This window comes from Pseudomonas sp. QLc11A (assembly GCF_052112305.1).
GTDB classification, from domain to species: domain Bacteria; phylum Pseudomonadota; class Gammaproteobacteria; order Pseudomonadales; family Pseudomonadaceae; genus Aquipseudomonas; species Aquipseudomonas laurylsulfatiphila.
This window is the reverse complement of the sequence record NZ_JAVAJJ010000009.1, coordinates 215419-237294: the sequence shown is the minus strand read 5'-3', so window position 1 is coordinate 237294 and position 21876 is coordinate 215419. Positions and strand designations below refer to the sequence as shown.

Annotated in this window: 25 protein-coding genes and 1 pseudogene; 15 read left to right on the top strand and 11 right to left on the bottom strand. The window is 58.1% G+C overall.

Going from position 1 to position 21876, the window contains the following annotated elements:
- Positions 1-283, top strand: a pseudogene (locus tag Q8X48_RS15710) (hypothetical protein); the annotation flags it as partial.
- A gap of 95 nt (positions 284-378) precedes the next feature.
- Positions 379-1149 carry an N-acetylmuramoyl-L-alanine amidase gene (locus Q8X48_RS15705; protein ID WP_407800893.1) on the top strand — a complete coding sequence of 257 codons (771 nt, stop codon included), beginning with the start codon at positions 379-381 and terminating at the stop codon, positions 1147-1149.
- A 74-nt stretch (positions 1150-1223) separates the two neighbouring features.
- On the opposite strand, the gene Q8X48_RS15700 is transcribed toward Q8X48_RS15705, so the two are convergent.
- The 4 genes from Q8X48_RS15700 to Q8X48_RS15685 form a co-directional block, all read right to left on the bottom strand.
- On the bottom strand, positions 1224-2135 hold the full coding sequence (locus Q8X48_RS15700) for an SDR family oxidoreductase (RefSeq protein WP_407800884.1): 912 nt from the start codon (positions 2133-2135) through the stop codon (positions 1224-1226).
- Positions 2136-2426: 291 nt separating this feature from the next.
- The gene (locus Q8X48_RS15695; protein WP_407800883.1) at positions 2427-3329 is read right to left on the bottom strand and encodes an alpha/beta fold hydrolase; all 903 of its coding nucleotides are present in this window, start codon (positions 3327-3329) and stop codon (positions 2427-2429) included.
- Positions 3329-4111, bottom strand: a complete 783-nt coding sequence (locus Q8X48_RS15690; protein WP_407800882.1) for a class II aldolase/adducin family protein — start codon at positions 4109-4111, stop codon at positions 3329-3331. The genes Q8X48_RS15695 and Q8X48_RS15690 overlap by 1 nt, the downstream gene beginning before the upstream one ends.
- Before the next feature lie 226 nt (positions 4112-4337).
- Positions 4338-4793, bottom strand: coding sequence for a flavodoxin (locus tag Q8X48_RS15685; protein ID WP_102701467.1), 456 nt, complete (start codon positions 4791-4793; stop codon positions 4338-4340).
- A 102-nt stretch (positions 4794-4895) separates the two neighbouring features.
- Between Q8X48_RS15685 and Q8X48_RS15680 the strand changes: the two genes are divergently transcribed.
- Positions 4896-5372 (top strand): PAS domain-containing protein, encoded by a 477-nt coding sequence (locus Q8X48_RS15680; RefSeq protein ID WP_407800881.1) that lies wholly within the window; start codon positions 4896-4898, stop codon positions 5370-5372.
- A 54-nt stretch (positions 5373-5426) separates the two neighbouring features.
- Positions 5427-6032: a hypothetical protein gene (locus tag Q8X48_RS15675; protein WP_217837209.1), complete on the top strand. Its 606-nt coding sequence runs from the start codon at positions 5427-5429 to the stop codon at positions 6030-6032.
- 3 nt (positions 6033-6035) lie between these two features.
- Here Q8X48_RS15675 and Q8X48_RS15670 read toward each other — a convergent pair whose 3' ends face one another.
- Positions 6036-6995 carry a MerR family transcriptional regulator gene (locus Q8X48_RS15670; RefSeq protein WP_407800880.1) on the bottom strand — a complete coding sequence of 320 codons (960 nt, stop codon included), beginning with the start codon at positions 6993-6995 and terminating at the stop codon, positions 6036-6038.
- 223 nt (positions 6996-7218) lie between these two features.
- On the opposite strand from Q8X48_RS15670, the gene Q8X48_RS15665 reads away from it, so the two are divergent.
- The 7 genes from Q8X48_RS15665 (at position 7219) to Q8X48_RS15635 (ending at position 11816) form a co-directional block, all read left to right on the top strand.
- Complete coding sequence (locus Q8X48_RS15665) at positions 7219-7788, top strand: antibiotic biosynthesis monooxygenase (RefSeq protein WP_126049316.1); 570 nt, start codon at positions 7219-7221, stop codon at positions 7786-7788.
- A 132-nt stretch (positions 7789-7920) separates the two neighbouring features.
- Entirely contained in the window at positions 7921-8631 is a 711-nt protein-coding gene (gene folM / locus Q8X48_RS15660; protein ID WP_407800879.1) for a dihydromonapterin reductase, read from the top strand.
- 20 nt (positions 8632-8651) lie between these two features.
- A complete protein-coding gene (gene folE / locus Q8X48_RS15655; RefSeq protein WP_102701473.1) occupies positions 8652-9212 on the top strand; it encodes a GTP cyclohydrolase I FolE in 561 nt (186 codons plus the stop codon).
- A 2-nt stretch (positions 9213-9214) separates the two neighbouring features.
- Positions 9215-9586, top strand: a complete 372-nt coding sequence (folX, locus tag Q8X48_RS15650) for a dihydroneopterin triphosphate 2'-epimerase (RefSeq protein WP_007970304.1) — start codon at positions 9215-9217, stop codon at positions 9584-9586.
- Positions 9587-9689: 103 nt separating this feature from the next.
- Positions 9690-9986 carry a DUF1244 domain-containing protein gene (locus tag Q8X48_RS15645; RefSeq protein ID WP_008023232.1) on the top strand — a complete coding sequence of 99 codons (297 nt, stop codon included), beginning with the start codon at positions 9690-9692 and terminating at the stop codon, positions 9984-9986.
- The gene (locus Q8X48_RS15640; RefSeq protein ID WP_407800878.1) at positions 9979-10317 is read left to right on the top strand and encodes a HopJ type III effector protein; all 339 of its coding nucleotides are present in this window, start codon (positions 9979-9981) and stop codon (positions 10315-10317) included. Before Q8X48_RS15645 ends, Q8X48_RS15640 begins: the two co-directional genes overlap by 8 nt.
- Before the next feature lie 248 nt (positions 10318-10565).
- Positions 10566-11816, top strand: coding sequence for a 2-aminoadipate transaminase (locus Q8X48_RS15635; protein WP_407800877.1), 1251 nt, complete (start codon positions 10566-10568; stop codon positions 11814-11816).
- 85 nt (positions 11817-11901) lie between these two features.
- Here Q8X48_RS15635 and trxB read toward each other — a convergent pair whose 3' ends face one another.
- Positions 11902-12858 (bottom strand): thioredoxin-disulfide reductase, encoded by a 957-nt coding sequence (gene trxB / locus Q8X48_RS15630; protein ID WP_007970300.1) that lies wholly within the window; start codon positions 12856-12858, stop codon positions 11902-11904.
- 315 nt (positions 12859-13173) lie between these two features.
- Between trxB and cysZ the strand changes: the two genes are divergently transcribed.
- Positions 13174-13929, top strand: a complete 756-nt coding sequence (gene cysZ, locus Q8X48_RS15625) for a sulfate transporter CysZ (RefSeq protein WP_407800876.1) — start codon at positions 13174-13176, stop codon at positions 13927-13929.
- 245 nt (positions 13930-14174) lie between these two features.
- Here cysZ and Q8X48_RS15620 read toward each other — a convergent pair whose 3' ends face one another.
- Entirely contained in the window at positions 14175-14771 is a 597-nt protein-coding gene (locus Q8X48_RS15620) for a hypothetical protein (protein WP_407800875.1), read from the bottom strand.
- A gap of 436 nt (positions 14772-15207) precedes the next feature.
- Between Q8X48_RS15620 and Q8X48_RS15615 the strand changes: the two genes are divergently transcribed.
- Positions 15208-16707, top strand: a complete 1500-nt coding sequence (locus Q8X48_RS15615) for a family 20 glycosylhydrolase (protein ID WP_407800874.1) — start codon at positions 15208-15210, stop codon at positions 16705-16707.
- Positions 16708-17423: 716 nt separating this feature from the next.
- Here the strand turns inward: Q8X48_RS15615 and Q8X48_RS15610 are convergent.
- Positions 17424-17579 carry a hypothetical protein gene (locus Q8X48_RS15610; protein ID WP_407802770.1) on the bottom strand — a complete coding sequence of 52 codons (156 nt, stop codon included), beginning with the start codon at positions 17577-17579 and terminating at the stop codon, positions 17424-17426.
- A gap of 270 nt (positions 17580-17849) precedes the next feature.
- Here Q8X48_RS15610 and Q8X48_RS15605 point away from each other — a divergent pair, with 270 nt between their 5' ends.
- On the top strand, positions 17850-19049 hold the full coding sequence (locus tag Q8X48_RS15605) for a glycosyltransferase family 4 protein (RefSeq protein ID WP_407800872.1): 1200 nt from the start codon (positions 17850-17852) through the stop codon (positions 19047-19049).
- A 119-nt stretch (positions 19050-19168) separates the two neighbouring features.
- On the opposite strand, the gene Q8X48_RS15600 is transcribed toward Q8X48_RS15605, so the two are convergent.
- The 3 genes from Q8X48_RS15600 to Q8X48_RS15590 form a co-directional block, all read right to left on the bottom strand.
- Positions 19169-20272 (bottom strand): NADH:flavin oxidoreductase, encoded by a 1104-nt coding sequence (locus Q8X48_RS15600; protein WP_407800871.1) that lies wholly within the window; start codon positions 20270-20272, stop codon positions 19169-19171.
- Positions 20273-20470: 198 nt separating this feature from the next.
- Complete coding sequence (locus Q8X48_RS15595) at positions 20471-20953, bottom strand: glutathione peroxidase (protein ID WP_007970293.1); 483 nt, start codon at positions 20951-20953, stop codon at positions 20471-20473.
- 122 nt (positions 20954-21075) lie between these two features.
- Complete coding sequence (locus tag Q8X48_RS15590; protein ID WP_007901600.1) at positions 21076-21561, bottom strand: FKBP-type peptidyl-prolyl cis-trans isomerase; 486 nt, start codon at positions 21559-21561, stop codon at positions 21076-21078.
- On the opposite strand from Q8X48_RS15590, the gene Q8X48_RS15585 reads away from it, so the two are divergent.
- Positions 21530-21856, top strand: a complete 327-nt coding sequence (locus tag Q8X48_RS15585; RefSeq protein WP_407800870.1) for a DUF3565 domain-containing protein — start codon at positions 21530-21532, stop codon at positions 21854-21856. The genes Q8X48_RS15590 and Q8X48_RS15585 overlap by 32 nt on opposite strands.
- Positions 21857-21876 lie beyond the last annotated feature (20 nt).

Below are 21876 nucleotides of genomic sequence, written 5' to 3'. Positions count from 1 at the left end.
TACAGTTTCAGCGTGGGCGCGGTCCTTTGTGGGAGCTGGCTTGCCGGCGATGGTCGTTAACGATGACGCGTGTGGTCTGGATAAACGCGGCGCACTTGAGTCCATCGCCAGCAAGCTGGCTCCTACAGTTTCAGCGTGGGCGCGGTCCTTTGTGGGAGCTGGCTTGCCGGCGATGGTCGTTAACGATGACGCGTGTGGTCTGGATAAACGCGGCGCACTTGAGTCCATCGCCAGCAAGCTGGCTCCTACATTTCTCTCAGAAAGAACCTACAAGCATAGGTAAACATCTATCGCACTCGGGCCATTAAGTTGACCAGCAAGTCGGCGACCAACCTTGATCTTCGTCCGACTGCAAACTTACTTATTGCGAGTGCAACCATGAAGCCCATCGACTACAACAAGTATCGCTCAGCCAGAAGCTTCAACAGCCGAATACGCTTTCTGATTCTTCATTACACCGCCGCTAACTTCTCAAGTTCTGTCAGTGCCCTGACCGGCCCGAATGTCAGCGCGCACTATCTGGTTCCGGATATCACCGACCCCAGTTATCTGAAAGCCGGTTATACCGGGCAGGAAGTGTTCAACCTGGTGGATGAAAGCCAATGCGCGTGGCACGCGGGCGTCAGCCAGTGGGGCAACCGCGGCAATTTGAATGACACGTCTATCGGCATTGAAGTGGTCAACCTGGCGACTGACAACAAAGGCCAATTCACCTTCCCGCCGTATCACCCCGAGCAGATTGCCGCGATTGAACTACTGGCGCTGAACATCCTCAAGCGCTACCCGGATATCACGCCGACGCAGGTGTTGGGCCACTCCGATATTTCAGTCGGCCGCAAAAGTGACCCGGGGCCAATGTTTCCCTGGCAGGCGCTGTACCTGAAAGGCGTCGGCGCCTGGTTCGATGAAGCCACTCGGGACCAGTATCTGAGCCAATACACCACATCGGGTGTTCCAGGCCGAAGTGAATTGCTGGGGCTGTTCAAGTCCTATGGATACGATGTTTCGGGCGCCTCGACGGAAGGTGGTTTTCAACAGTTGGTACGGGCATTCCAGATGCATTTTCGCCCGGAAAAATTCGACGGAAAAATGGATGCGCAGACAGCCGCCAATCTGAAGGCACTGGTATTCAAATACTTTTCCGGCTGATCGATGGCAAACGATTTTCCAACCGACAAATGCAGCAACCGGCAAGGTCAGTCAATGTGACCTTGCCGACAATGTCAGAGCGAATACTTCTGCAAATTCCCCATCATTTCCTTCAGCGCATCGATATTGTCCTTCGGATGCGCCGCACCTTCGAAGTCGCAAATCTGCTGCCAATGCGCCGCCACGTCTTCCGGTGAGAAGCCGGCCCGTGGATCGAACCCGACACCGAGGCTGCGTTCCCAGCGGACCTTGCCCATCCAGCCACCGCCGACTTCAAACAGACCGGAGGTTTCCTGGCAGGTCTCGCTGGCCAGGTACACCACCAGCGGGCTGACCAGTTCCGGCTTTAGCTGTTCGAAGACTTGCGGCGGGATCAGGCCTTCAGTCATGCGCGTGCCGCCGGTGGGGGCGATGGCGTTGACCAGGATGTTGTTCTTGCGGCCTTCGATGGCCAGGGTGCGGGTCAGGCCATAGAGACCGAGCTTGGCCATGCCGTAGTTGGACTGGCCGAAATTGCCATAGATACCCGAGGTCGACGCGGTGAAAATCACCCGGCCGTAGTTCTGCTCGCGCATATGTGGCCAGGCGGCACGGGTGACTTTGTAGGCACCTTCGACGTGGACGCGGTAAACCAGGTCCCAGTCGGCGTCTTCCATTTTGTGGAAGGTCTTGTCACGCAGGATCCCGGCGTTGTTGACCACCACGTCGACGCGACCGAAGACGTCCAGGGCATGCTGGACCAGTTTGTCACCGTCAGTGACCGAGTCGTGGTTGGCCTCGGCGATGCCGCCGGCCTCGCGAATGTCCGCTACCACGCGGGCGGCGGCCGAGGCGCTGGCGCCTTCGCCCTGGGTCGAGCCACCCAGGTCGTTGACCAGAACCCTGGCGCCCTGTTTGGCGAACAGCAGTGCATGCGCCCGTCCCAGGCCGCCACCAGCACCGGTGATGATCACGACTTTATCTTCGAAGCGCACAGACTCATTCATGGGGGACTCCAGCAGGCCAAGGGACAATGAGTCCGAGTTTCCGGCACGGCGCAGCGGGTCACAATCAACACGGGGGAGGCTGAATGGTGCGCGATAAGGCTGGGGGATGATTGATAGAGAAATGGACACGAACCCTGTGGCGAGGGGGCTTGCCCCCGTTGGGCTGCGAAGCGGCCCCAAAATACAGCGCAGTGATTCAGATACAACGCGTTAAGCAGGTTTACGACTGCTTCGCAGCCGAACGGGGGCAAGCCCCCTCGCCACAAAAGCCCAGCAGGTTCACGCTGCGAATCAGGAGCAGGCGACTTTGCGCGGCGGAGAAAGCAGCTGATCGCGAAACGCCAGGTAGTGCCTGAGGACCTCGCAGGGTGCCTCGATCTGCGGGTAGTGACCGATGTCGGGCAACACCACGGTGTCCGCATCCGGGATCAGTTCCCGGTAACGCTCGACCATATGCACACCGGAGATCGGATCGACCCCGCCATCGATCACTCGCAGCGGCACTTCACCGCGCTGCATCGCGCTCACCCAGCGGTTGCGCCAGACGCGTCGCTCCGGGATGTAGGCGATCAACTTGTGCATGATCCGTGGCCCACGCTGGCTTTCGACCAGGCTCCAGAAGTCATCCATCTGGCTTTCACTGGGCCGGGTTTGCGGACCGAAAATCTGCCGAAAGCTTCTCACCAGGCCATCACGGCTGAAGGCGCGGCCAATCATCCAGCCCAAAGGGCTGAGCAAGAGTTTTTGCATCAATACCGGACGGTGGGTTTCCGGAAACAACCCGCCGTTGAGAAACACACAACTGGCCAGCTCCACCCGCGACTCGTAATGCCGGGCCAGCAGTTCCTGGGCCACGCTGTCGCCATAGTCGTGGGCGAACAGGTGCACCGGTTGCTCGACATTCAGGTGCTCAAGCAGTGCCTGTTGCAGATCCGCTTGCTCCAGCAGGCTGTATTCGTGGTTCGCCGGTTTGGCCGAATCGCCGAAGCCCAGCATGTCGCAAGCGATCACGCGAAAGCGCTGGGTCAATGGCTGCCACAGGTAATGCCAGTCCCAGCTGGCGGACGGAAAACCGTGAATCAGCAACAGCGGCTCGCCCTGACCCGCCGTCCAGTAACGGATGCTGTGGCCACGGAACAAGAACGTCTGGCTGCGTTTGCGCCAGACACACAGAGGAATCTCGGCGAGTGCCATCAGAGTTTATAACCCGGGTCCAGTTTATCGAGCTTGCGCAGCAGCGCCGGCCACGCCAGCGCTCCGCCCATTCCTTGAGCACTTCTGGTAACACCCGCGATCATGGCTTTGGCGCCGGCCAGGATCTGCGGTTCGATAGCAATCAGCTCAGCCGCACCGTTTTGTGCCATGACCTGAATGTCGCAGGCACGTTGAAAGGTAAACATCATCAGGAACGTATCGGCGATGCTGCTGCCGCATGTCAGCAGACCGTGGTTATGCAGCATCAGGAAATTGTTTTCACCGAGATCAGCCTGCAGCCGCACCTTCTCTTCATGGTTGAGCGCCACACCTTCGTAGGCGTGGTAGGCCAGGCTGGAAAGCACGAACAACGACTGTTGGCTGATCGGCAGCACGCCCTGCTTCTGTGCCGAGACCGCCACCCCTGAAGCCGTGTGGGTGTGCAGCACACAAACGACATCGTGACGGACTTCATGCACGGCGCTGTGGATGGTGTAACCCGCCGGATTGATCTCGTAAGGACTGTCCATCAGCTTGTTGCCGGCCTGATCCACCTTGGCCAGGCTCGACGCGGTCATTTCGTGAAACATCAGCCCGAACGGGTTGATCAGGAAATCTTCGGTGCCGGGCACCTTGGCGGAGATGTGGGTAAAGATCAGGTCATCCCAACCATGTTGGGCAACCAGGCGATAACAAGCGGCCAGGTCGACGCGAGTCTGCCACTCGGCAGCACTGACCTGGTCTTTGACACTGTGTGGCGATTGGATGGGAGCGACAGTCACGGCAAGAAGCCTCGGTGTTTTTATTATGGAGTGTTTCCTATGTTCACCGAGTCTAGTCAGCCCTTGGGGTTCGTGTAGTTGCATTGGCAGCCAGCTTGGTGACCCTACGAGTCAGTCGCCCTGCCCCCCATGGATCCATGTCAAACGACCGGCGCCAGCGATGGTCTGACAGGCAGTTTTTTACCGTACTGTCAGAACCCTGACTGGCATGGATATCGGAGTAACGTCAGGTGCGCAGTGCGCTGATCAGGTCCGCCAGCCAAGGCTCGGCGTCCGTCTCGGGGGTCACGCTCTCGCTGGCATCCAGGCGCAGCATCGGCAGCACTTCGCGAATGCCCAGTTCACCGAACAGTTCGCGCATCTGCTCGCCGCCGCCACAAAAAGTATCACCATAACTCGCATCGCCCAATCCGATCACCGCCCCCGGCAAACCGCGCCAGGCTGCAGGCAATTGGTCACGAATGGTCGAATACAGTGGTTGCAGATTGTCCGGCAGCTCACCCATGCCGGTGGTCGAGGTCACCGCCAGAAAGGCTTCGGGGCCAAACGCCTGGACGTCGGCGAGGGTCGCACGCGGGTTGTGCCAGGTTTCGAAACCGGCGGCTTTCAACAGGCTGGCGGCGTGGCGGGCAACTTCTTCGGCCGTGCCGTACACCGAGCCGGAAATGATGGCGACTTTCATCAATTTGATCCTGAATCCGAGTAAAAGACCCGGATATTAACACCACAGTCGTGATTATTCTTTTAGAATGCAATTGACAATCAATCAGGAAAGGATGCTCCGATGATTAATGCTCAACTGCTGCAAATGGTGATCAACGCCTCCAACGACGGCATCGTCATTGCCGAAAAGGAAGGCGATCAGGACAAAATCCTCATTTACGTCAACCCCGCGTTCGAACGCCTGACGGGCTACTCCAGCGAAGAGATCCTCTATCAGGATTGTCGTTTCCTGCAGTCGGGAGATCGCGACCAAGACGCCCTGCCGTTGATTCGCGACGCCTTGAACCGAGAAGGTTCCTGCCGGGAAATACTGCGCAACTACCGCAAGGACGGCACACCGTTCTGGAATGAGCTGTCCCTTTCAACGGTGAAAAATCCAGCGGACGGGCAAACCTACTTTGTCGGTGTGCAGAAAGACGTCACCGTGCAAGTCAAGGCGCAACAGCGCGTGGCACAACTGGAGGGACGGGTGGCTGAACTCCAGGCGGAGCTTGCTGCGCTCAAGGCGACGAACGGCGCAAACGAAACTCAGAATTAATGGTCAGTAATTACAATCACCAATGACTTTGTAATTATATCTTTCGAGCTGGCCATGCAACGTGACGCACTCCTGACCCAGGATGAGCTGGATTTCATCCAGACCATGCAACACAACCCGCAACTCAATGTGCGGGATGCGACGTCGAGCCTGCTCGTCAACGGTGGATCGCAAATCCGTGACCTGCTCACCCGCCTGGCGGCCCATGAGCAGGTCACCATTCAAGCCAGCTTCGAAAACCAGCAAATAACCTTCCCCCTGCACCTGGTGGAAGACGAGTTTCATGCGATGCATTTGCGTCTCGGCGTGCCGAGCATCTATGAAGACGGGCCCATGGCCCGGCCTTGGCGTCTGGTACTGGACGAGCCGGTAGCGCTGGAAAACGCCCAGGGTCAACCCGGCACCCTGTGGGTACACGAAGTGTCGTGCAAAGGGGTTTTGCTGGAGGTTCGCAACAAGACCAAGCCACCGAAGCATTTCGCCTTGTGGTTCAGCCCCTCAGGCTATGAGCGGATTGCCTTGCGCGGCACCTTCGAGAAGGAAAACGCACAGGGCTTCTACGCCTATCAACTGAACCAGAGCGATACGGACGAAACCGAGCGTCTGCGTCAGTTCATCCTGCAACAGCATCGTCTGACTCATCCAACGCTGCATCTCTGAACTTCAAGTATCCAGATTTCCCGCCAGGAACTGGTTCAGACGCTGGCTCATGACCTTCCCTTCATTGCCCAGGCAACCGATCGATGACCCGGCCAGGCTGCCCTGCGCCAGGTCAGAGGCATCACCGGCCAACAACAATCGACACTCCAGGCCCATGGCCAGGCGATTCAAGCGACGCGGCAACTCGGCATTCGGTACATGATTGGAAAACAGCACCAGTGCCACGGGCTTGATCCTTTCACACATCAGCGCCAGCTCCTCGAATGGCTGGCCTATGTTCAATACGCCAATGGTCGATGGCCCGGAACTCAGGAACAGGGCGGCGACCAACAGCTCCAGCTCCCGACAGTGACCATCCAGGGCACAGATGACCACGTGATGCGGTTGCTTCTCGCGCGTCAACAGCAAGCGCTGCACTACCCGGGAACGTAGAAAACCATCCAGGAACAGCCACTCGCTGGTTACGCCGAACTGGTCCTGGCGTTGCAACAACTGCTTCCAGACGGGGATCAGAATGTCCTGAAACACCACCGGCAGGGCGTAACTGGAAAAGATTTGCCCGTAGACCTGCTCCAGCTGAAGGTCGTCAAACCCGTTGACCGCTGCAAGAACCTGCTGCTGCCACTGTGCGTAATCGGCTTCCACGAGGCTGTTGGGGATGATGTGCGACAACGCCTGGAGCGGCTCGCTCCTGGCCAGGATCTTGCCGATCCTGCTGACCGCAACACCGCGTTCGATCCAGCCGAGAATGCTGCGAACGCGCTCAATATCGGACATCGAATACAGTCGATGCCCGCTATCGGTGCGTGTTGGAACAATCAGGCCATAACGTCGCTCCCAGGCGCGAAGCGTGACCGGGTTGACACCTGTCAGTCGCGCCACCTCGCGAATGGGGAAGAGTTCTTCCTGTTCGAGCGCGACGGCCTGCGTGGATCCTGAAGCGACGTCTGTAAGTATGGGCATCCTGTTGAAACATCCCTGTATCGTCCGTCCGATATTCTAACGCCCCCGCCCCGTAAAGTTTCCGTAAAAAATCGATACTGCGAAGGAGCGTGTAAACGTCACAGACGCCACGGGCAGAATCAGGAATAATCCTTGCTTGTTTCAAGTCGCAGCCCACCACCCCGGCGCTGCGTCTGGCGAAGCCCCTATCCGGAGCGACGCAAATGCCTTATGGAGATACACAATGTCTACCCCACCCGTCACGCTGATGGTTGCGCGCCGCGTTGCCAATGGACGTTATCAGGACCTGATCGCCTGGCTGCGCGAAGGCGAACAACTGGCCACCGATTTTCCCGGCTACCTCGGCTCCGGTGTGCTCGCTCCGCCACCCGAGGACGACGAATTCCAGATCATCTTCCGCTTCGCCGACGAGCAGACCTTGCACGCCTGGGAACATTCCGTCTCTCGCAGCGCCTGGCTCGGACGCGGCAGCGACCTGTTCGCCCACCCGACAGAACACCGGGTCAGCGGCATCGAAGGCTGGTTTGGCGTCGCCGGCCAACGCCCGCCGCGCTGGAAACAGGCCGTGGCGATCTGGCTGGCGTTCTTTCCGGTCTCGCTGCTGTTCAACTTTGTGCTGGGGCCGCTGCTGGGCGAGATGGCGCTACTGCCCCGCGTGCTCGTCAGCACCCTGTGCCTGACGCCGTTGATGGTTTATTTCTTCATCCCTTTGTCCACTCGACTGCTTGCCACCTGGCTGAACAACACGCCGGCACGCGCGTTGCCCAGCGAGTCAGCCCCTCAAAATCACTGATAGATCGCAAGCTCCAAAAAATGCGGGACGGTAACGCGCCCTGCAGGAGCTGTCGCAGGCTGCGATCTTTTCAGAGGCATCGCACGACTCGTCGCTGGTATAGTTTTACTCTCACCGCGACGCGAGCCGTTCATGACTTCTTCCGCAGCCCCTATCCTGATTACCGGCGCCGGCCAGCGTGTCGGCCTGCACTGCGCCCGGCGATTGCTGGAAGACGGCCATCGCGTGATTTTCAGTTACCGCAGCGAGCGGCCCGGCGTACAAGCCCTGCGCGACCTGGGGGCCACCGCCGTGTTCGCGGACTTCGCCAGCGAGGCCGGGATCCTCGCCTTCATCAGTGAACTGAAAACCCACACCGACTGTTTGCGGGCTATTATCCACAACGCCTCCGAATGGCTGGCCGAAACACCGGACACTGACGCCGCCGCATTCACCCGCATGTTCAGCGTGCACATGCTGGCGCCCTACCTGATCAACCTGCATTGCGCCGATCTGCTGCAACGCTCAAGCCCCGCCGACATCGTGCACATCAGCGATGACGTGACCCGCAAGGGCAGCAGCAAGCACATCGGCTATTGCGCCAGCAAAGCCGGACTCGACAGCCTGACCCTGTCCTTCGCCGCCAGGTACGCGCCGGACATCAAGGTCAACGGGATTGCGCCCGCCCTGCTACTGTTCAACCCTGAAGACGACGCGACCTACCGCGCCAAGGCACTGGCCAAGTCCGCGCTGGGCATCGAACCCGGCTGCGAAGTGATCTACCAGAGCCTGCGCTATCTGCTCGACAACCCTTATGTCACCGGCACCACCCTGACCGTCAACGGCGGAAGGCACATCAAGTAAGTGTCCCGCGAGGATTTTCCATGACGTTATCCCTGCCCCAGAATTATCGAGAGATCCTCATCGGACTCGGTGAAAATCCAGACCGCGAAGGCCTGCTCGACACCCCGGTGCGCGCAGCCAAAGCCATGCAGTACCTTTGCCATGGCTACGAACAAAGTGTCGAAGAGATCGTCAATGGCGCGCTGTTCGCCTCCGACAACGATGAAATGGTGATCGTCGACAACATCGAGCTGTACTCGCTTTGCGAACACCATATGCTGCCCTTCATCGGCAAGGCGCATGTGGCTTATATTCCAACCGGCAAGGTGCTGGGGCTGTCGAAGATTGCGCGGCTGGTGGACATGTTCGCCCGGCGCCTGCAAATCCAGGAAAACCTCACCCGGCAAATCGCCGACGCCGTGCAACAGGTGACCGGTGCGGCAGGCGTCGCAGTGGTCATTGAAGCGCAGCACATGTGCATGATGATGCGCGGCGTCGAGAAACAGAATTCGACCATGAACACCTCCGTGATGCTCGGTGCCTTCCGCGAGTCGAGCAACACCCGCCAGGAGTTCCTGCAATTGATTGGACGGAGCAAGTAGCAATGCCACAACTTCAGCCAGGCATGGCACGCATCCGGGTCAAAGACCTGTGCCTGCGTACCTTCATCGGCATCAATGAGGATGAAATCCTCAACAAGCAGGATGTGCTGATCAACCTCACCATTCTGTACGCGGCCCAGGAAGCGGTACGTGACAACGACATCGATCACGCGCTGAACTACCGCACGATCACCAAGGCGATCATCGCCCACGTCGAAGGCAACCGCTTTGCGCTGCTCGAACGCCTGACCCAGGAAATTCTCGACCTGGTGATGGCCAACGCATCGGTGCTCTACGCAGAAGTCGAGGTCGACAAGCCCCACGCGCTGCGATTCGCCGAGTCGGTGTCGATAACGCTTGCAGCGAGCCGATAGCTACAAGCTACAAGCTACAGGCGCCAAGCTGTAAACTTGCAGCCACCGCAATCCAACTTGCAGCTTGAAGCTTGCCGCTTGAAGCTGTCTCGCAGAGACCGCCATGACCGATCAACAACGCCTTGAACTCGAAGCCGCCGCCTTTCGTCGGCTGGTGGCCCACCTGGACAGCCGCAAGGATGTGCAGAACATCGACCTGATGAACCTCTCGGGCTTCTGCCGCAACTGCCTGTCCAAGTGGTACAAGGCGGCGGCGGATGAGCGCCAGATCGAGGTCAGCCTCGACGAAGCCCGCGAAGTGGTTTACGGCATGCCGTACGCCGAATGGAAAGCCCAATATCAGCAAGAAGCCAGCGCCGAACAACAGGCGGCGTTCGCCAAAGGAAAACCCAATGAGTGAATTGAACACCCTGCGCGCCAGCCTCAACAGCGGCGAACACGCCTTCGCCGACACCCTGGCGTTCATTGCTGGCGGTTACGACTACCAGCCTCAGGCCTTCAACAACGGTGGTGTGGAAAACGCGGCCGGGCAGAACGAAGGCTCGTGCAAGACCCTGGGTCTGGCGCTGCTCGAAGGCTTGAGCGATCAAGAAGCCCTGCTGGCTTTCGGCGAGCATTACCGCTCGGTGCTGGCAACGCCAGAAGGCAGCGACCATGGCAACATCCGGGCGCTGATTGCCCACGGCCTGGCGGGTGTGAAGTTCACCCAACAGCCGCTGACTCGCCGCTGATTTGATTTGTAGGAGCGAGCCCGCTCGCGATGGACTGAAGAACGCCACGGGGTGTCAGGCTCCCAGCGTCATCGTTCACCACCATCGCGAGCAAGCTCGCTCCTACAGGTTTTGCGTTCATGGCGCGGAATTGATCACAAGCACAACCCGACTTTTAAGATTGACCCGGCAACTTTATTTCGTTTGCCCCGTAGCACCGCTCACGGCTTAGATAAAAAGAAGTCCTCCTTCTTCCGAGCCGGTCATTCATGCGCAGCGAAACCATCAGCCAGTCGATCAACATCGTTCACCCTGTCACGCTCAGCCACGGCAAAAACGCCGAGGTCTGGGACATCGATGGCAAACGCTACATCGACTTTGTCGGTGGCATTGGCGTGTTGAACCTCGGCCATTGCCATCCGCGCATCGTCGAGGCCATTCGCGAACAAGCCACGCGGCTGACCCACTATGCGTTCAATGCGGCGCCCCATGTGCCTTACCTCGAACTGATGGATCGCCTCAGTGCGTTCATGCCGGTGGGTTACCCGGTCAGCGGCATGCTCACCAACAGCGGCGCGGAAGCGGCGGAAAACGCCCTGAAGATCGTCCGTGGCGCCACCGGGCGCAGCGCGGTCATCGCCTTCGACGGTGCATTCCACGGCCGCACGCTGGCCACGCTCAACCTCAATGGCAAAGTGGCGCCCTACAAACAGAAAATCGGCGTGCTGCCGGGGCCGGTGTATCACCTGCCCTTTCCCGGCCCGGACAACAGCGTGACCTGCGCCGAAGCCCTCAAAGCCATGGAGCGCCTGTTCAGCGTCGAGATTGATGTCGAAGACGTCGCCTGCTTTATCGTCGAACCGGTGCAGGGCGAAGCGGGCTTCCTGACGATGGACATCGAGTTCGCCCAGGCGCTGCGCAAGTTTTGCGACAACAAGGGCATTGTGCTGATCGCCGATGAAATCCAGTCCGGTTTCGGTCGTACCGGCCAGCGCTTCGCGTTCTCACGGCTGGGCATCGAGCCGGATCTGGTCCTGCTCGGCAAAAGCATCGCCGGCGGCGTGCCACTGGGGGCGGTGGTTGGGCGCAAATCGCTGATGGATAACCTGCCCAAGGGCGGACTCGGTGGCACTTACTCGGGCAATCCCATCGCCTGCGCCGCCGCGCTGGCGACGCTGGATGAAATGACCGATGCCAACCTGCACGCCTGGGGCGCACAACAAGAGGAAGCGATTGTCGGCCGCCATGAAACCTGGCGCGCGAACAACCTGACGCCGTACCTGGGCCGACTTACCGGTGTAGGTGCGATGCGTGGTTTCGAGCTGATCAACGCCGATGGCTCGCCCGCCCCGGCACAATTGACCCAACTGCTGACTTTGGCGCGGGATGCGGGCCTGCTGCTGATGCCCAGTGGCAAATCGCGGCACATCATTCGCTTGCTGGCGCCGTTGACCATCGAGGCTGCGGTGCTGGAAGAAGGGCTGGATATTCTTGAAGCCTGTCTTGCAAAACTGACCTGAACACTATCCCACACCGGAGTGTTATCAAGCATTAAATCGTGGGCATAAAAAAACCGGCCGAGGCCGGTTTTTTACCAAAACAGAATCAAGCGTTCTGCAGATTGTCGAGGTAACGCTCGGCATCCAGTGCCGCCATGCAACCGGCGCCCGCCGAGGTGATGGCCTGACGATACACGTGGTCGGCCACGTCACCGGCGGCGAAAATGCCTTCGAGGTTGGTGGCGGTGGCGTTGCCGTCACGGCCGCCCTGCACAACCAGGTAACCGTCTTTCAGGGTCAGCTGACCTTCGAACAGCGAAGTGTTTGGGGTGTGGCCGATGGCGATGAACACGCCGTCGACTTTCACTTCGTCGAAGCTGCCGTCGTTATTCTTCAGGCGGGCACCGGTCACGCCCATGTTGTCGCCCAGCACTTCGTCCAGGGTCGCGTTCAGCTTCAGCTCGATCTTGCCTTCGGCAACACGGGCGTTCAGCTTGTCGATCAGGATCTTCTCGGCGCGGAAGGTTTCGCGACGGTGGATCAGGGTGACTTTGCTGGCGATGTTGGCCAGGTACAGGGCTTCTTCGACAGCGGTGTTGCCGCCGCCAACCACAGCCACCGGCTTGTTGCGATAGAAGAAACCGTCGCAGGTTGCGCAGGCGGAGACGCCTTTGCCCATGAACGCTTCTTCGGACGGCAGGCCCAGGTAACGAGCACTGGCGCCGGTGGCGATGATCAGGGCGTCGCAGGTGTAGGTCGCACTGTCGCCAGTCAGGGTGTATGGCTTGGCAGCGAAGTCCACGGCATTGATGTGATCGAAAACGATCTCGGTTTCAAAGCGTTCGGCGTGCTCGCGCATCCGCTCCATCAGCGCCGGGCCGGTCAGGCCGTGGACGTCGCCCGGCCAGTTGTCGACTTCGGTGGTGGTGGTCAGTTGACCGCCGGCCTGCATGCCGGTGATCAGCAGTGGCTTGAGGTTGGCACGGGCGGCATAGACCGCAGCGCTGTAACCGGCAGGGCCGGAACCGAGAATAATCACTCGCGAATGACGGACTTCAGACATGACCTGCTCCTGTTGACCGGCCCGGAACACCTGGCGCGGAACGCCGGATTGCCGGCTGGAATAAAAAAGAACGGTTGAAAGCACTTGGGGAAGGCTTGAACACGACCGTCCTGTAAAAAGATTGGGTGCAGCGTATCGAGGGGGCGAAGATTAAGGAAATACGGATTAACAATCCAGCTCATAGGTGGTCTCTATGCAATCTGCCCGACGATATCGACGTCTTTGTTACAGTGAATGTCGATACCGCCACCGCGCTTTCGCATGTGTAGCAAAGCCGGTAAGGTCGGCGCGTTTTCCCTCTGCCCGGAGCACCTTATGCCCGCCCCTGTTCTGTCCGGCCCGCAATACCTGCGCGAAGGCCTCAAGCTGGTGCTGAGCCCCAGCCTGCGTTTGTTTGTGTTGTTGCCGCTGGCGATCAACCTGGTGCTGTTCGTCGGATTGATCTACCTGGCCGGCCATCAATTCAGCCTGTGGGTCGACACGCTGATGCCGTCCCTGCCCGACTGGCTGAGTTTTCTCAGCTACATCCTCTGGCCGCTGTTCGTAGTCCTCGTCGTGCTGATGGTGTTCTTCACCTTCACCATGCTTGCCAACGTCATTGCCGCGCCATTCAACGGCTTCCTCGCGGAGAAAGTCGAAGTGGTTGTGCGCGGCACCGATGATTTTCCGGCCTTCAGCTGGGGCGAACTGATTGCGATGATCCCGCGCACCCTGGCCCGGGAAATGCGCAAGCTTGGCTACTTCCTGCCCCGGGCGATCGGGCTGTTCATCCTCTCGTTCATCCCGGTGGTGAACATTATCGCCGCACCGCTGTGGCTGTTGTTCGGGGTGTGGATGATGGCGATCCAGTACATCGACTACCCGGCGGACAACCACAAGCTGGGCTGGAACGAGATGCTTGGCTGGCTGCGCGAGAAGCGCTGGCAGAGCATGAGTTTTGGCGGGATTGTTTATCTGGTGTTGCTGATTCCGGTGGTCAACATCCTGATGATGCCGGCGGCAGTGGCCGGGGCGACGCTGTTCTGGGTACGTGAGCGCGGCGTCCAAACGCTGACAACCCCCGTAAAGTAAAAACGCCATCCAGCAGTCAACTGGCGTGATCACGCTATCACCTGCGGACGAAGGCCTGTCACTGGTAGCACTAATCTTTCCCGGGGAAGTCAGATGAAAACTGCGGCAAGAGTATTTCTCTTGCCGCAGGCCTCACAACTGAATCACTTTCCGCCCGCCAAAGAATCTTCGTCCACAAACGGACATGAACAACTGAAAATGGCAAGGGCGTAACGCTTGGTGCTATCAGTTATTAGTGGAATGTCTTACTGCACGACAAACTCGATTTGACCGCTAGGGTCAGAAGCCTTGCCACCCAAAATTTGCCGCACTTTGACGTGCTTGACACCTTTATCCCAAACGCGGCTGTAACTCCACTGTGTTCCATTAGGCTTTATTGTGGCCTTGCCCAAAACACTAAAGTCATGGTTCAGCACTTCAACCGCTTCTGCTCCAGCTGTACAGGTGCCTTCGATGAGTATCCTGCCTTCGGGCACACGAGTTGCGTCTTTTGGATTAGTAACACTTGGAGCGTTCAAGGATGGAGCGACAAAGAAGAGACGTTGCTCAGTTGAGACGGAAGGCACACCAGCAACGCTCTGGCATGCCCTCACAACCTTGACACCTTCGTCCCAGTTGCGACTGAAGTACCAGGTTTTTCCGTTCACTACGGCAGAGCCCAGCTTACTGTCGTCATAGTTAAGCACGTCAACTTTTGCCCCCTCTAAACAACTCCCTTCAATAAACACTCGCCCCAAAGCGTGACGAGTTCCGTTTAAAGGATATGCGATCGTCGGCACGGGGGTGCTGATCTCTGCTGCCTCATTTGAATCTAGTTGAACTTTCGATTGTTCCGTCATCATTGACACTCCTTTTATCCGGCAAAATTGCCTGTGATGCAGAACCACTTTCACGTTAATTGAACATAAAAACACCTGCAATAACTGATAGTTTCGAAAAACGATCATCAAATTCAATAACACGCAAGCGAAGCCTCCCCTGCAGCACACCACTCAAACACTTAATTTCACCAACAAAAAGAGCGGATTCACGACGTAATTTACAAATTATTACTTAACCCTGTTATTTCTTACAGCAGCGATTGCTACGCAAAACATATCCAATACGTTCAGAGCTCCCAATTTGAGATCCTTCAATTGCCGAGGAATTATTCACGACTGCAACTTATGGAATTCCCGATCAATGACAACACCAATACATGACCCCGCCCCGACTTGCATGATGCCTGGCGAAAATCTCAGTACCGAGAATCAGAATGTATCCTTTCCCTGGACCCGCATGAGTCCGGCAGTGCTCTATGCGAAACCAGAAGCGGGAGATGATTTTGTCATCAGTGAAAACTCGCGCATTCTCATCGACTGCGAGAGCCTGCGCCCCCTGGCAACACGACTGGCAGCCGGGTTCGCCGGTGCCGCCGGGCTTGGCAAACCAACGACCATTGCGCTGCTGGCAGGCGTTCCCCCACTACCGGGTGACGTATCGTTGAAATTGTCCGCACCGAATACGGCGGACGTCCCGATTCCTGCCAATGGGAAAAACGAAAGTTACCGGATTGATATCTCAAGCAATGTCCTGGTCACCGCACAAACCCTGGAGGCCATGGCCCGGGCCCTGACCACCCTGCATAAAGCTGCACGCGTTTCCACCACACTTGATCCAGGGGTTGTAATTGATGCCCCCCTGTATGCCGAGCGCTCAGTGATGATCGATATGGGCCGCTGGTATTTCAGCCCCGATTGGGTAATCAACCTGATTCAGGAAATGGCCTGGAATCAACTCAATACCCTGCATTTGCACCTGACCGATAACGAAGGGGTAAGGGTTATCTTTCCTTCTTGTGTGGACATCTCCAGCTCCGATGCCTGGAGCGCAGAAGAGCTCAAGCGCGTCCTCGACACCGCCGCCTCCTACCATATTGAGGTGATACCAGAACTCGACATGCCTGGACATATGGACCGGATACTACGCGACCGACCTCAGTTCCAGCTTCGTCTCAGTAATGACACAGTCGTGTCCAAAGCTCTCGATTTCAGCATTGCTGAGGCGCGTTACTTTATCAAAACTCTCTTCTCTGATCTTCTCACAATGTTTCCACGCAGCCGACGTATCCATTTAGGAGCCGACGAATACTTTCTCAGCCCGATCAACCACAGCAACACGCCCCAACTAGCCAAATATGCACGTGACATGTCCGGTAATCCAAATGCCACTTCCGAAGACGCTGTCAGGTACTTCATCAACGACGTGGCAACCCTGATACAGGATGGAGGTAAAATCGCGCGAGTCTGGAACGACGGGGCCGTTCGACCAAACCCGTTTATTGCTGTGGATAAAAAGGTAGAAATCGAGTGCTGGAGTCTCTGGGGCAAGCGGCGCGAAGAAATGACCGCACAAGACCTGGTAAATGCCGGATACAACGTGATCAACGCCCATGGCGATTTTTATTTCATCGTTAACAAGACCTGGGACAATATCTTCGACGCCAAGCACTCGCCTCGCGGTATTTACGATACGTGGCGAGCCAACCATTTCATGGACGAGGCAGGAGGCGCGATAACGGGGATTCCCGCGGATAGTCCATTTTTAGGGGGCGCCGGAATCCAGTTCTGGATCGAAGTGCCGTCCTTCAGTTCCCCGGAAGAAGCCTGGAATCAGCTGATACCTTGGCTGTTGCCACTGGGGCAACGCACTTGGGACTCTCCGAACGGCGCTGCCGACTACAAATCACTGTCACTGATCGCACGCGCCGTAGCGCATCCACCGCCAGAACCGTGGTAACTGATCGGTTTCGTGAGTTTATGCGTCAGGACTGGTCAGTGCTCCAGCAGTCAACTGGCGTGGTCACGCAATTACCTGCGGACGAAAGTCTGTCATAAGTAGAGTTCTTCCCGGGGAAGTCAGGTAAAAACTGCGGCAAGAGTATTTCTCTTGCCGCAGGACTCACAACTGACTCACTTTCCACCCACCAAAAATGCTTTGCCCACAAACGGACGTGGATAACTGAAAATGGCAAGGGTGCACTCTTGGTGTTATCCGTTCTTAGTGGAATATTCTACCGTACGATGAACTCGATTTGACCGCTTGGATCAGAAGGCATGCCTCCCACAATTTCTCTCGCCTTGACATGTTTGACACCTTTATCCCAAACCCGGCTGAAACTCCAAGTTAATCCAGTAGGGCCTATTGTAGCGTTACCTAAAAAACTAAAGTCATGGTTCAACAATTCAACCGTTCCCGCTAAGGCGGTACAAGTGCCTTCGATGACAATCACACCTTCGGAATAATTACTCCCGTCTCTTGGATAAGTAATACGTGGAGCTTCCCAGGGTGGAAAGACGTCGAAGTAAATGTGCCTAGCTGTGACGGAGGGCACACCAGCAACACTCTGGCGCGCGGTTATAATCTTACGACCTCTATTCCAGTTGCGACTTAAATACCAGGTTTCTCCGTCCACTACGGCAGAAATCCATTCACGCTCCACCTCGTCTCGTACGTCAACTGTTGCCCCCTGCAAACACCCCCCCCTCAATAAACACCCGCCCCGGAGAGTGAACAGTTCCGCTTAAAGGATATTTAATCGTCGGCACGGGCGTGCTGGCCTCTGCTGCCTCACTTGAACCTTGATTAACTTTCGATTGTTCTACCATCATTAATACTCCTTTTATCCGGCAAAATTTCCTGTGACGCAGAACCATCTTTACGCTAATTAAAAACAAAGACACCTGTTACAACTGGCAGCTCGACCTTGGACTCACCAAACGCAGCACCCAGCTATAAATCCTTGTCCGCGACTGACCGTGCGATCGCTCAATCCCGCAATCCCGTGGTGGCAAAAAGTCTGCCTGGATTCATGAAAAGCGCTCTCTCAGGGCAAACTCACTCAGGTCATGAATCCATCATCCAGTTGTCACACTGACGACATGGCCCCAGCCGACACTGGGGTCATGACGACAGCTCTGCATATCACCCTGATCACAGAAACCTTCCCTCCGGAAATCAACGGCGTGGCCAATACCCTGGGTCGCTTGTGCGACGGTTTGCGCGCACGCGGACATCAGGTGGAACTGGTGCGACCACGGCAGGGCTGCGACCAGCAGTTGGGCAGCGACGATGAGTTGCTGCTGTGCCGCGGCTGGCCGCTACCAGGCTATCCCGGTCTGCAATGGGGTCAGTCGTCGATGCACAAGCTGCTGCGGCGCTGGACGCGTCACCGCCCGGACGTGCTCTACATTGCCACCGAGGGTCCGTTGGGCCTGTCGGCCTTGCGTGCGGCACGACGCCTGGGGATTTCCGTGGTCAGCGGTTTCCACACCAATTTCCAGCAGTACTCCAACCAGTACGGCCTTGGTTTGCTCACGCGCCTGCTGACTCACTACCTGCGCTGGTTCCACAACCGCTCGACCATGACCCTGGTGCCCAGCGTCAGTCAGCGCATGGAGCTGGAACGACGACATTTCGAACGACTGGCGTTGCTCTCCCGAGGGGTCGACAGTGAGTTGTTTCACCCGGCCAAACGCTTGAATGGCCTGCGCGAGCAATGGGGACTGACCGAGGAAGACATCGCCGTCATTCACGTCGGTCGCCTGGCCCCGGAAAAGAATCTTGGCCTGCTCAAACGCACCTTCAATACCCTCAAGGTGAGTTATCCCCGGCGCACCCTGAAACTGATTGTGGTCGGCGACGGTCCGCAGCGCCAGGAGCTGGAAAAGGAAATGCCCGAGGCGATTTTCTGCGGCACCCAGCGGGGTGAAGCCCTGGCCTGTCACTACGCGTCGGGCGACGTGTTTCTGTTTCCGAGCCTGACTGAAACCTTCGGCAATGTGGTGCTTGAAGCACTGGCTTCGGGGCTCGGCGTGGTGGCCTACGATCAGGCGGCGGCGGCCCAGCATATTCGTCATGGCTACAACGGTGTGTTGGCGATGCCGGGGGATGAAGAAGCGTTCTGCGATGCAGCGGCATGGCTGCTGGAGGACGGGGAAGCCTTGCGCAATGTGCGGCTCAATGCACGCCAGCATGCCAGTCGCCAAGGTTGGGCGACGATCATCGAGCAGTTCGAGGGACAGTTGCGCGGGGCCTGTGCCGGGGAGATGGTGGTGCCGAATGCACCGATTGTTCCCTGATTTTGTAGTGCTCTTTAGTCAGCCATCGCGAGCAAGCTCGCTCCCACAGGGGATTTGTGTACGACACAGAACCAATGTGGGAGCGAGCTTGCTCGCGATGAGGCCTTCCCGGTCGCCGCTTAAACCAGCGTCATCAACGCCTCGCGGCTGAACGGCAAGATGTCGTCCTCACGACCCTCGCGCACTTTCTGTGCCCAGTCCGGGTCGACCAGCAACGCACGACCGACCGCCACCAGGTCGAACTCGTCGTTGTTCAGGCGCTCCAGCAGTTTTTCCAGGCTGGCCGGTTGTGCCACCTTGTCGGTGTTGACCATGAACTGCAGGAACTCGCCATCCAGGCCGACGCTGCCCACGGTGATGGTCGGCTTGCCAGTGAGTTGACGGGTCCAGCCAGCCAGGTTCAGCTCGGAACCGTCGAACTCCGGCTCCCAGAAGCGGCGGGTCGAGCAGTGGAAAATATCCACGCCCGCATCGGCCAACGGCTTGAGGAATTCGCCCAGCGCCTCCGGGGTTTGCACCAGACGCGCGGTGTAGTCCTGCTGCTTCCATTGGGAGAAACGGAAGATGATCGGGAAGCCTTCACCGACCGCGGCACGCACGGCTTGAATCAATTCAATGGCGAAGCGCGAACGGTTGGCCAGGTTGCCGCCGTATTCGTCGGTACGCTGGTTGCTGCCTTCCCAGAAGAACTGGTCGACCAGGTAACCGTGGGCGCCGTGGATTTCCACGCCGTCCATGCCGATGCTCTGGGCGTCCCTGGCAGCCTGGGCGAACGCGGCGATCACGTCCTGGATATCCTGTTGGGTCATGCCGTGCACAACGACCTGGCCGTCCTTGATTTTTTCCGACGGGCCATAGCCCGGTACGCTGGCGTCCGGCTCGGTGCCGATACGACGTACGCTGCCCACATGCCACAACTGCGGAACGATCTTGCCGCCTTCGGCGTGAACGGCGTCGACGACTTTCTTCCAGCCGGCCAGCGCCGCTTCACCATAGAAGTGCGGAACGTTCGGGTAGCCGTTGGAAGCCTTGTGACCGACGGTGGTGCCTTCGGTGATGATCAGGCCGACGCCCGCAGCGGCGCGACGACGGTAGTATTCGATCACTTTGGAGTTCGGCACGCCGCCCGGAGAAAACGAGCGGGTCATCGGCGCCATGACGACGCGGGTCGGCAGTTCGAGAGTGCCGAGGTGGAACGGTTTGAACAGGGCTTTGACGGGCATGGGACGCTCCACAGGGAATGACTTTATGACGGCGATAATATGGAGGTTCGCGCCTACTGAACAGCACTATTGATTTAGGTGATGTAGGAGCGAGCTTGCTCGCGATGGTGGTCAACGATAACGCTGGCGGTCTGATGCCCCGCGGTGTTCCTGTAACCATCGCGAGCGAGCTCGCTCCTACAGAGGGAGAGGAGAATTTCAGCTCAGCGCTTTTTCAATCGCATGAACAATGGTCGGATCATCCGGCGCCGTACGTGGCGAGAACCGCGCCAGTACGCGGCCGTCCTTGCCCAGCAGGAACTTCTCGAAGTTCCAGGTGATATCGCCGGGGAATTCCGCGCCCTCGCCCGCCAGCAAGCGGTACAACTGATGACGGTCATGCCCGTTGACTTCCAGCTTGCTGGACAACGGGAAGGTCACACCATAGTTGAGGCTGCAGAAATCCTTGATCTCCTGCTCGGTCCCCGGTTCCTGCCCGGCAAACTGGTTGCACGGCAGGCCCAACACGCTGAAGCCTTTGGCCTTGTATTGTTGGTAGAGGTTTTCCAGCGCCGCGTACTGCGGGGTCAGGCCGCATTTGGAGGCGACGTTGACCACCAGTACGACTTGGCCTTTGAAAGGCGCCAGAGGTAGCTCCTGTCCATCCAGGGCTGTCAATTTAAGGTCGTGAAAAGCACTCATGGCGTACTCCAGATTCCCGTGTTCTTCTCGAAACAGCCACTTGGCGGTGTCGTCAGGGACAGCCGCAGACTAAAAAGGCGCCCTCGGGGCGCCTCTCCAGTTATCTGAGCTTAGCGCAGAAATCAGTGGTGATGGCCACCTTCGCCATGGACGTGGCCATGAGCGATTTCTTCCTGGCTGGCGTCACGGATGTCGATGATCTTGACCTGGAAATTCAGGCGCTGACCGGCCAACGGGTGGTTGCCGTCAACGGTCACGTCGTCGCCGTCCAGATCACGGATGGTCACGATCTGCATCTGGCCGTCCGGAGCGGAAGCGTGGAACTGCATGCCCACTTCCAGCTCGTCGACGCCTTCGAACATGCTGCGGCTCAGGGTGCTGACCAGTTCGGCAGCGTATTCGCCGTAAGCGTCTTCCGGTTCAACGGCTACGGTCAGCTCGTCGCCGACAGCCTTGCCTTCCAGAGCCTTTTCCAGGCCCGGGATGATGTTGCCTGCGCCTTGCAGGTAGACCAGCGGCGCGCCGCCGGCGGAGCTGTCGATGACCTCACCAGCGTCGTTGGTCAGGGTATAGTCGATGGAGACAGCCTTATTGGCGGCGATCAGCATGGGGCGAGACCTTTTGCATAAGAAGATTGAAAGGCCAAGTTTAGCGAAGCAATCGACCGAAAGCGAACACAACCCGGACAAACGGGATTCGACGGTCACAGGCTTCCATCAAGACGAGGACGGTCACTGGGTGGCCGAGCTTTCCTGCGGCCACACCCAACACCTGCGGCACCAGCCGCCCTGGCAATCCCGGGCCTGGGTCATGGACCCTGTGCAGCGCCAGGAAAAAATAGGCCAACCCTTTGCCTGCGGTTGGTGTGCACAAGGCACGGTTAGCGATAACCTTGGCGACTGAATTTCGGTAATCGACCAGCC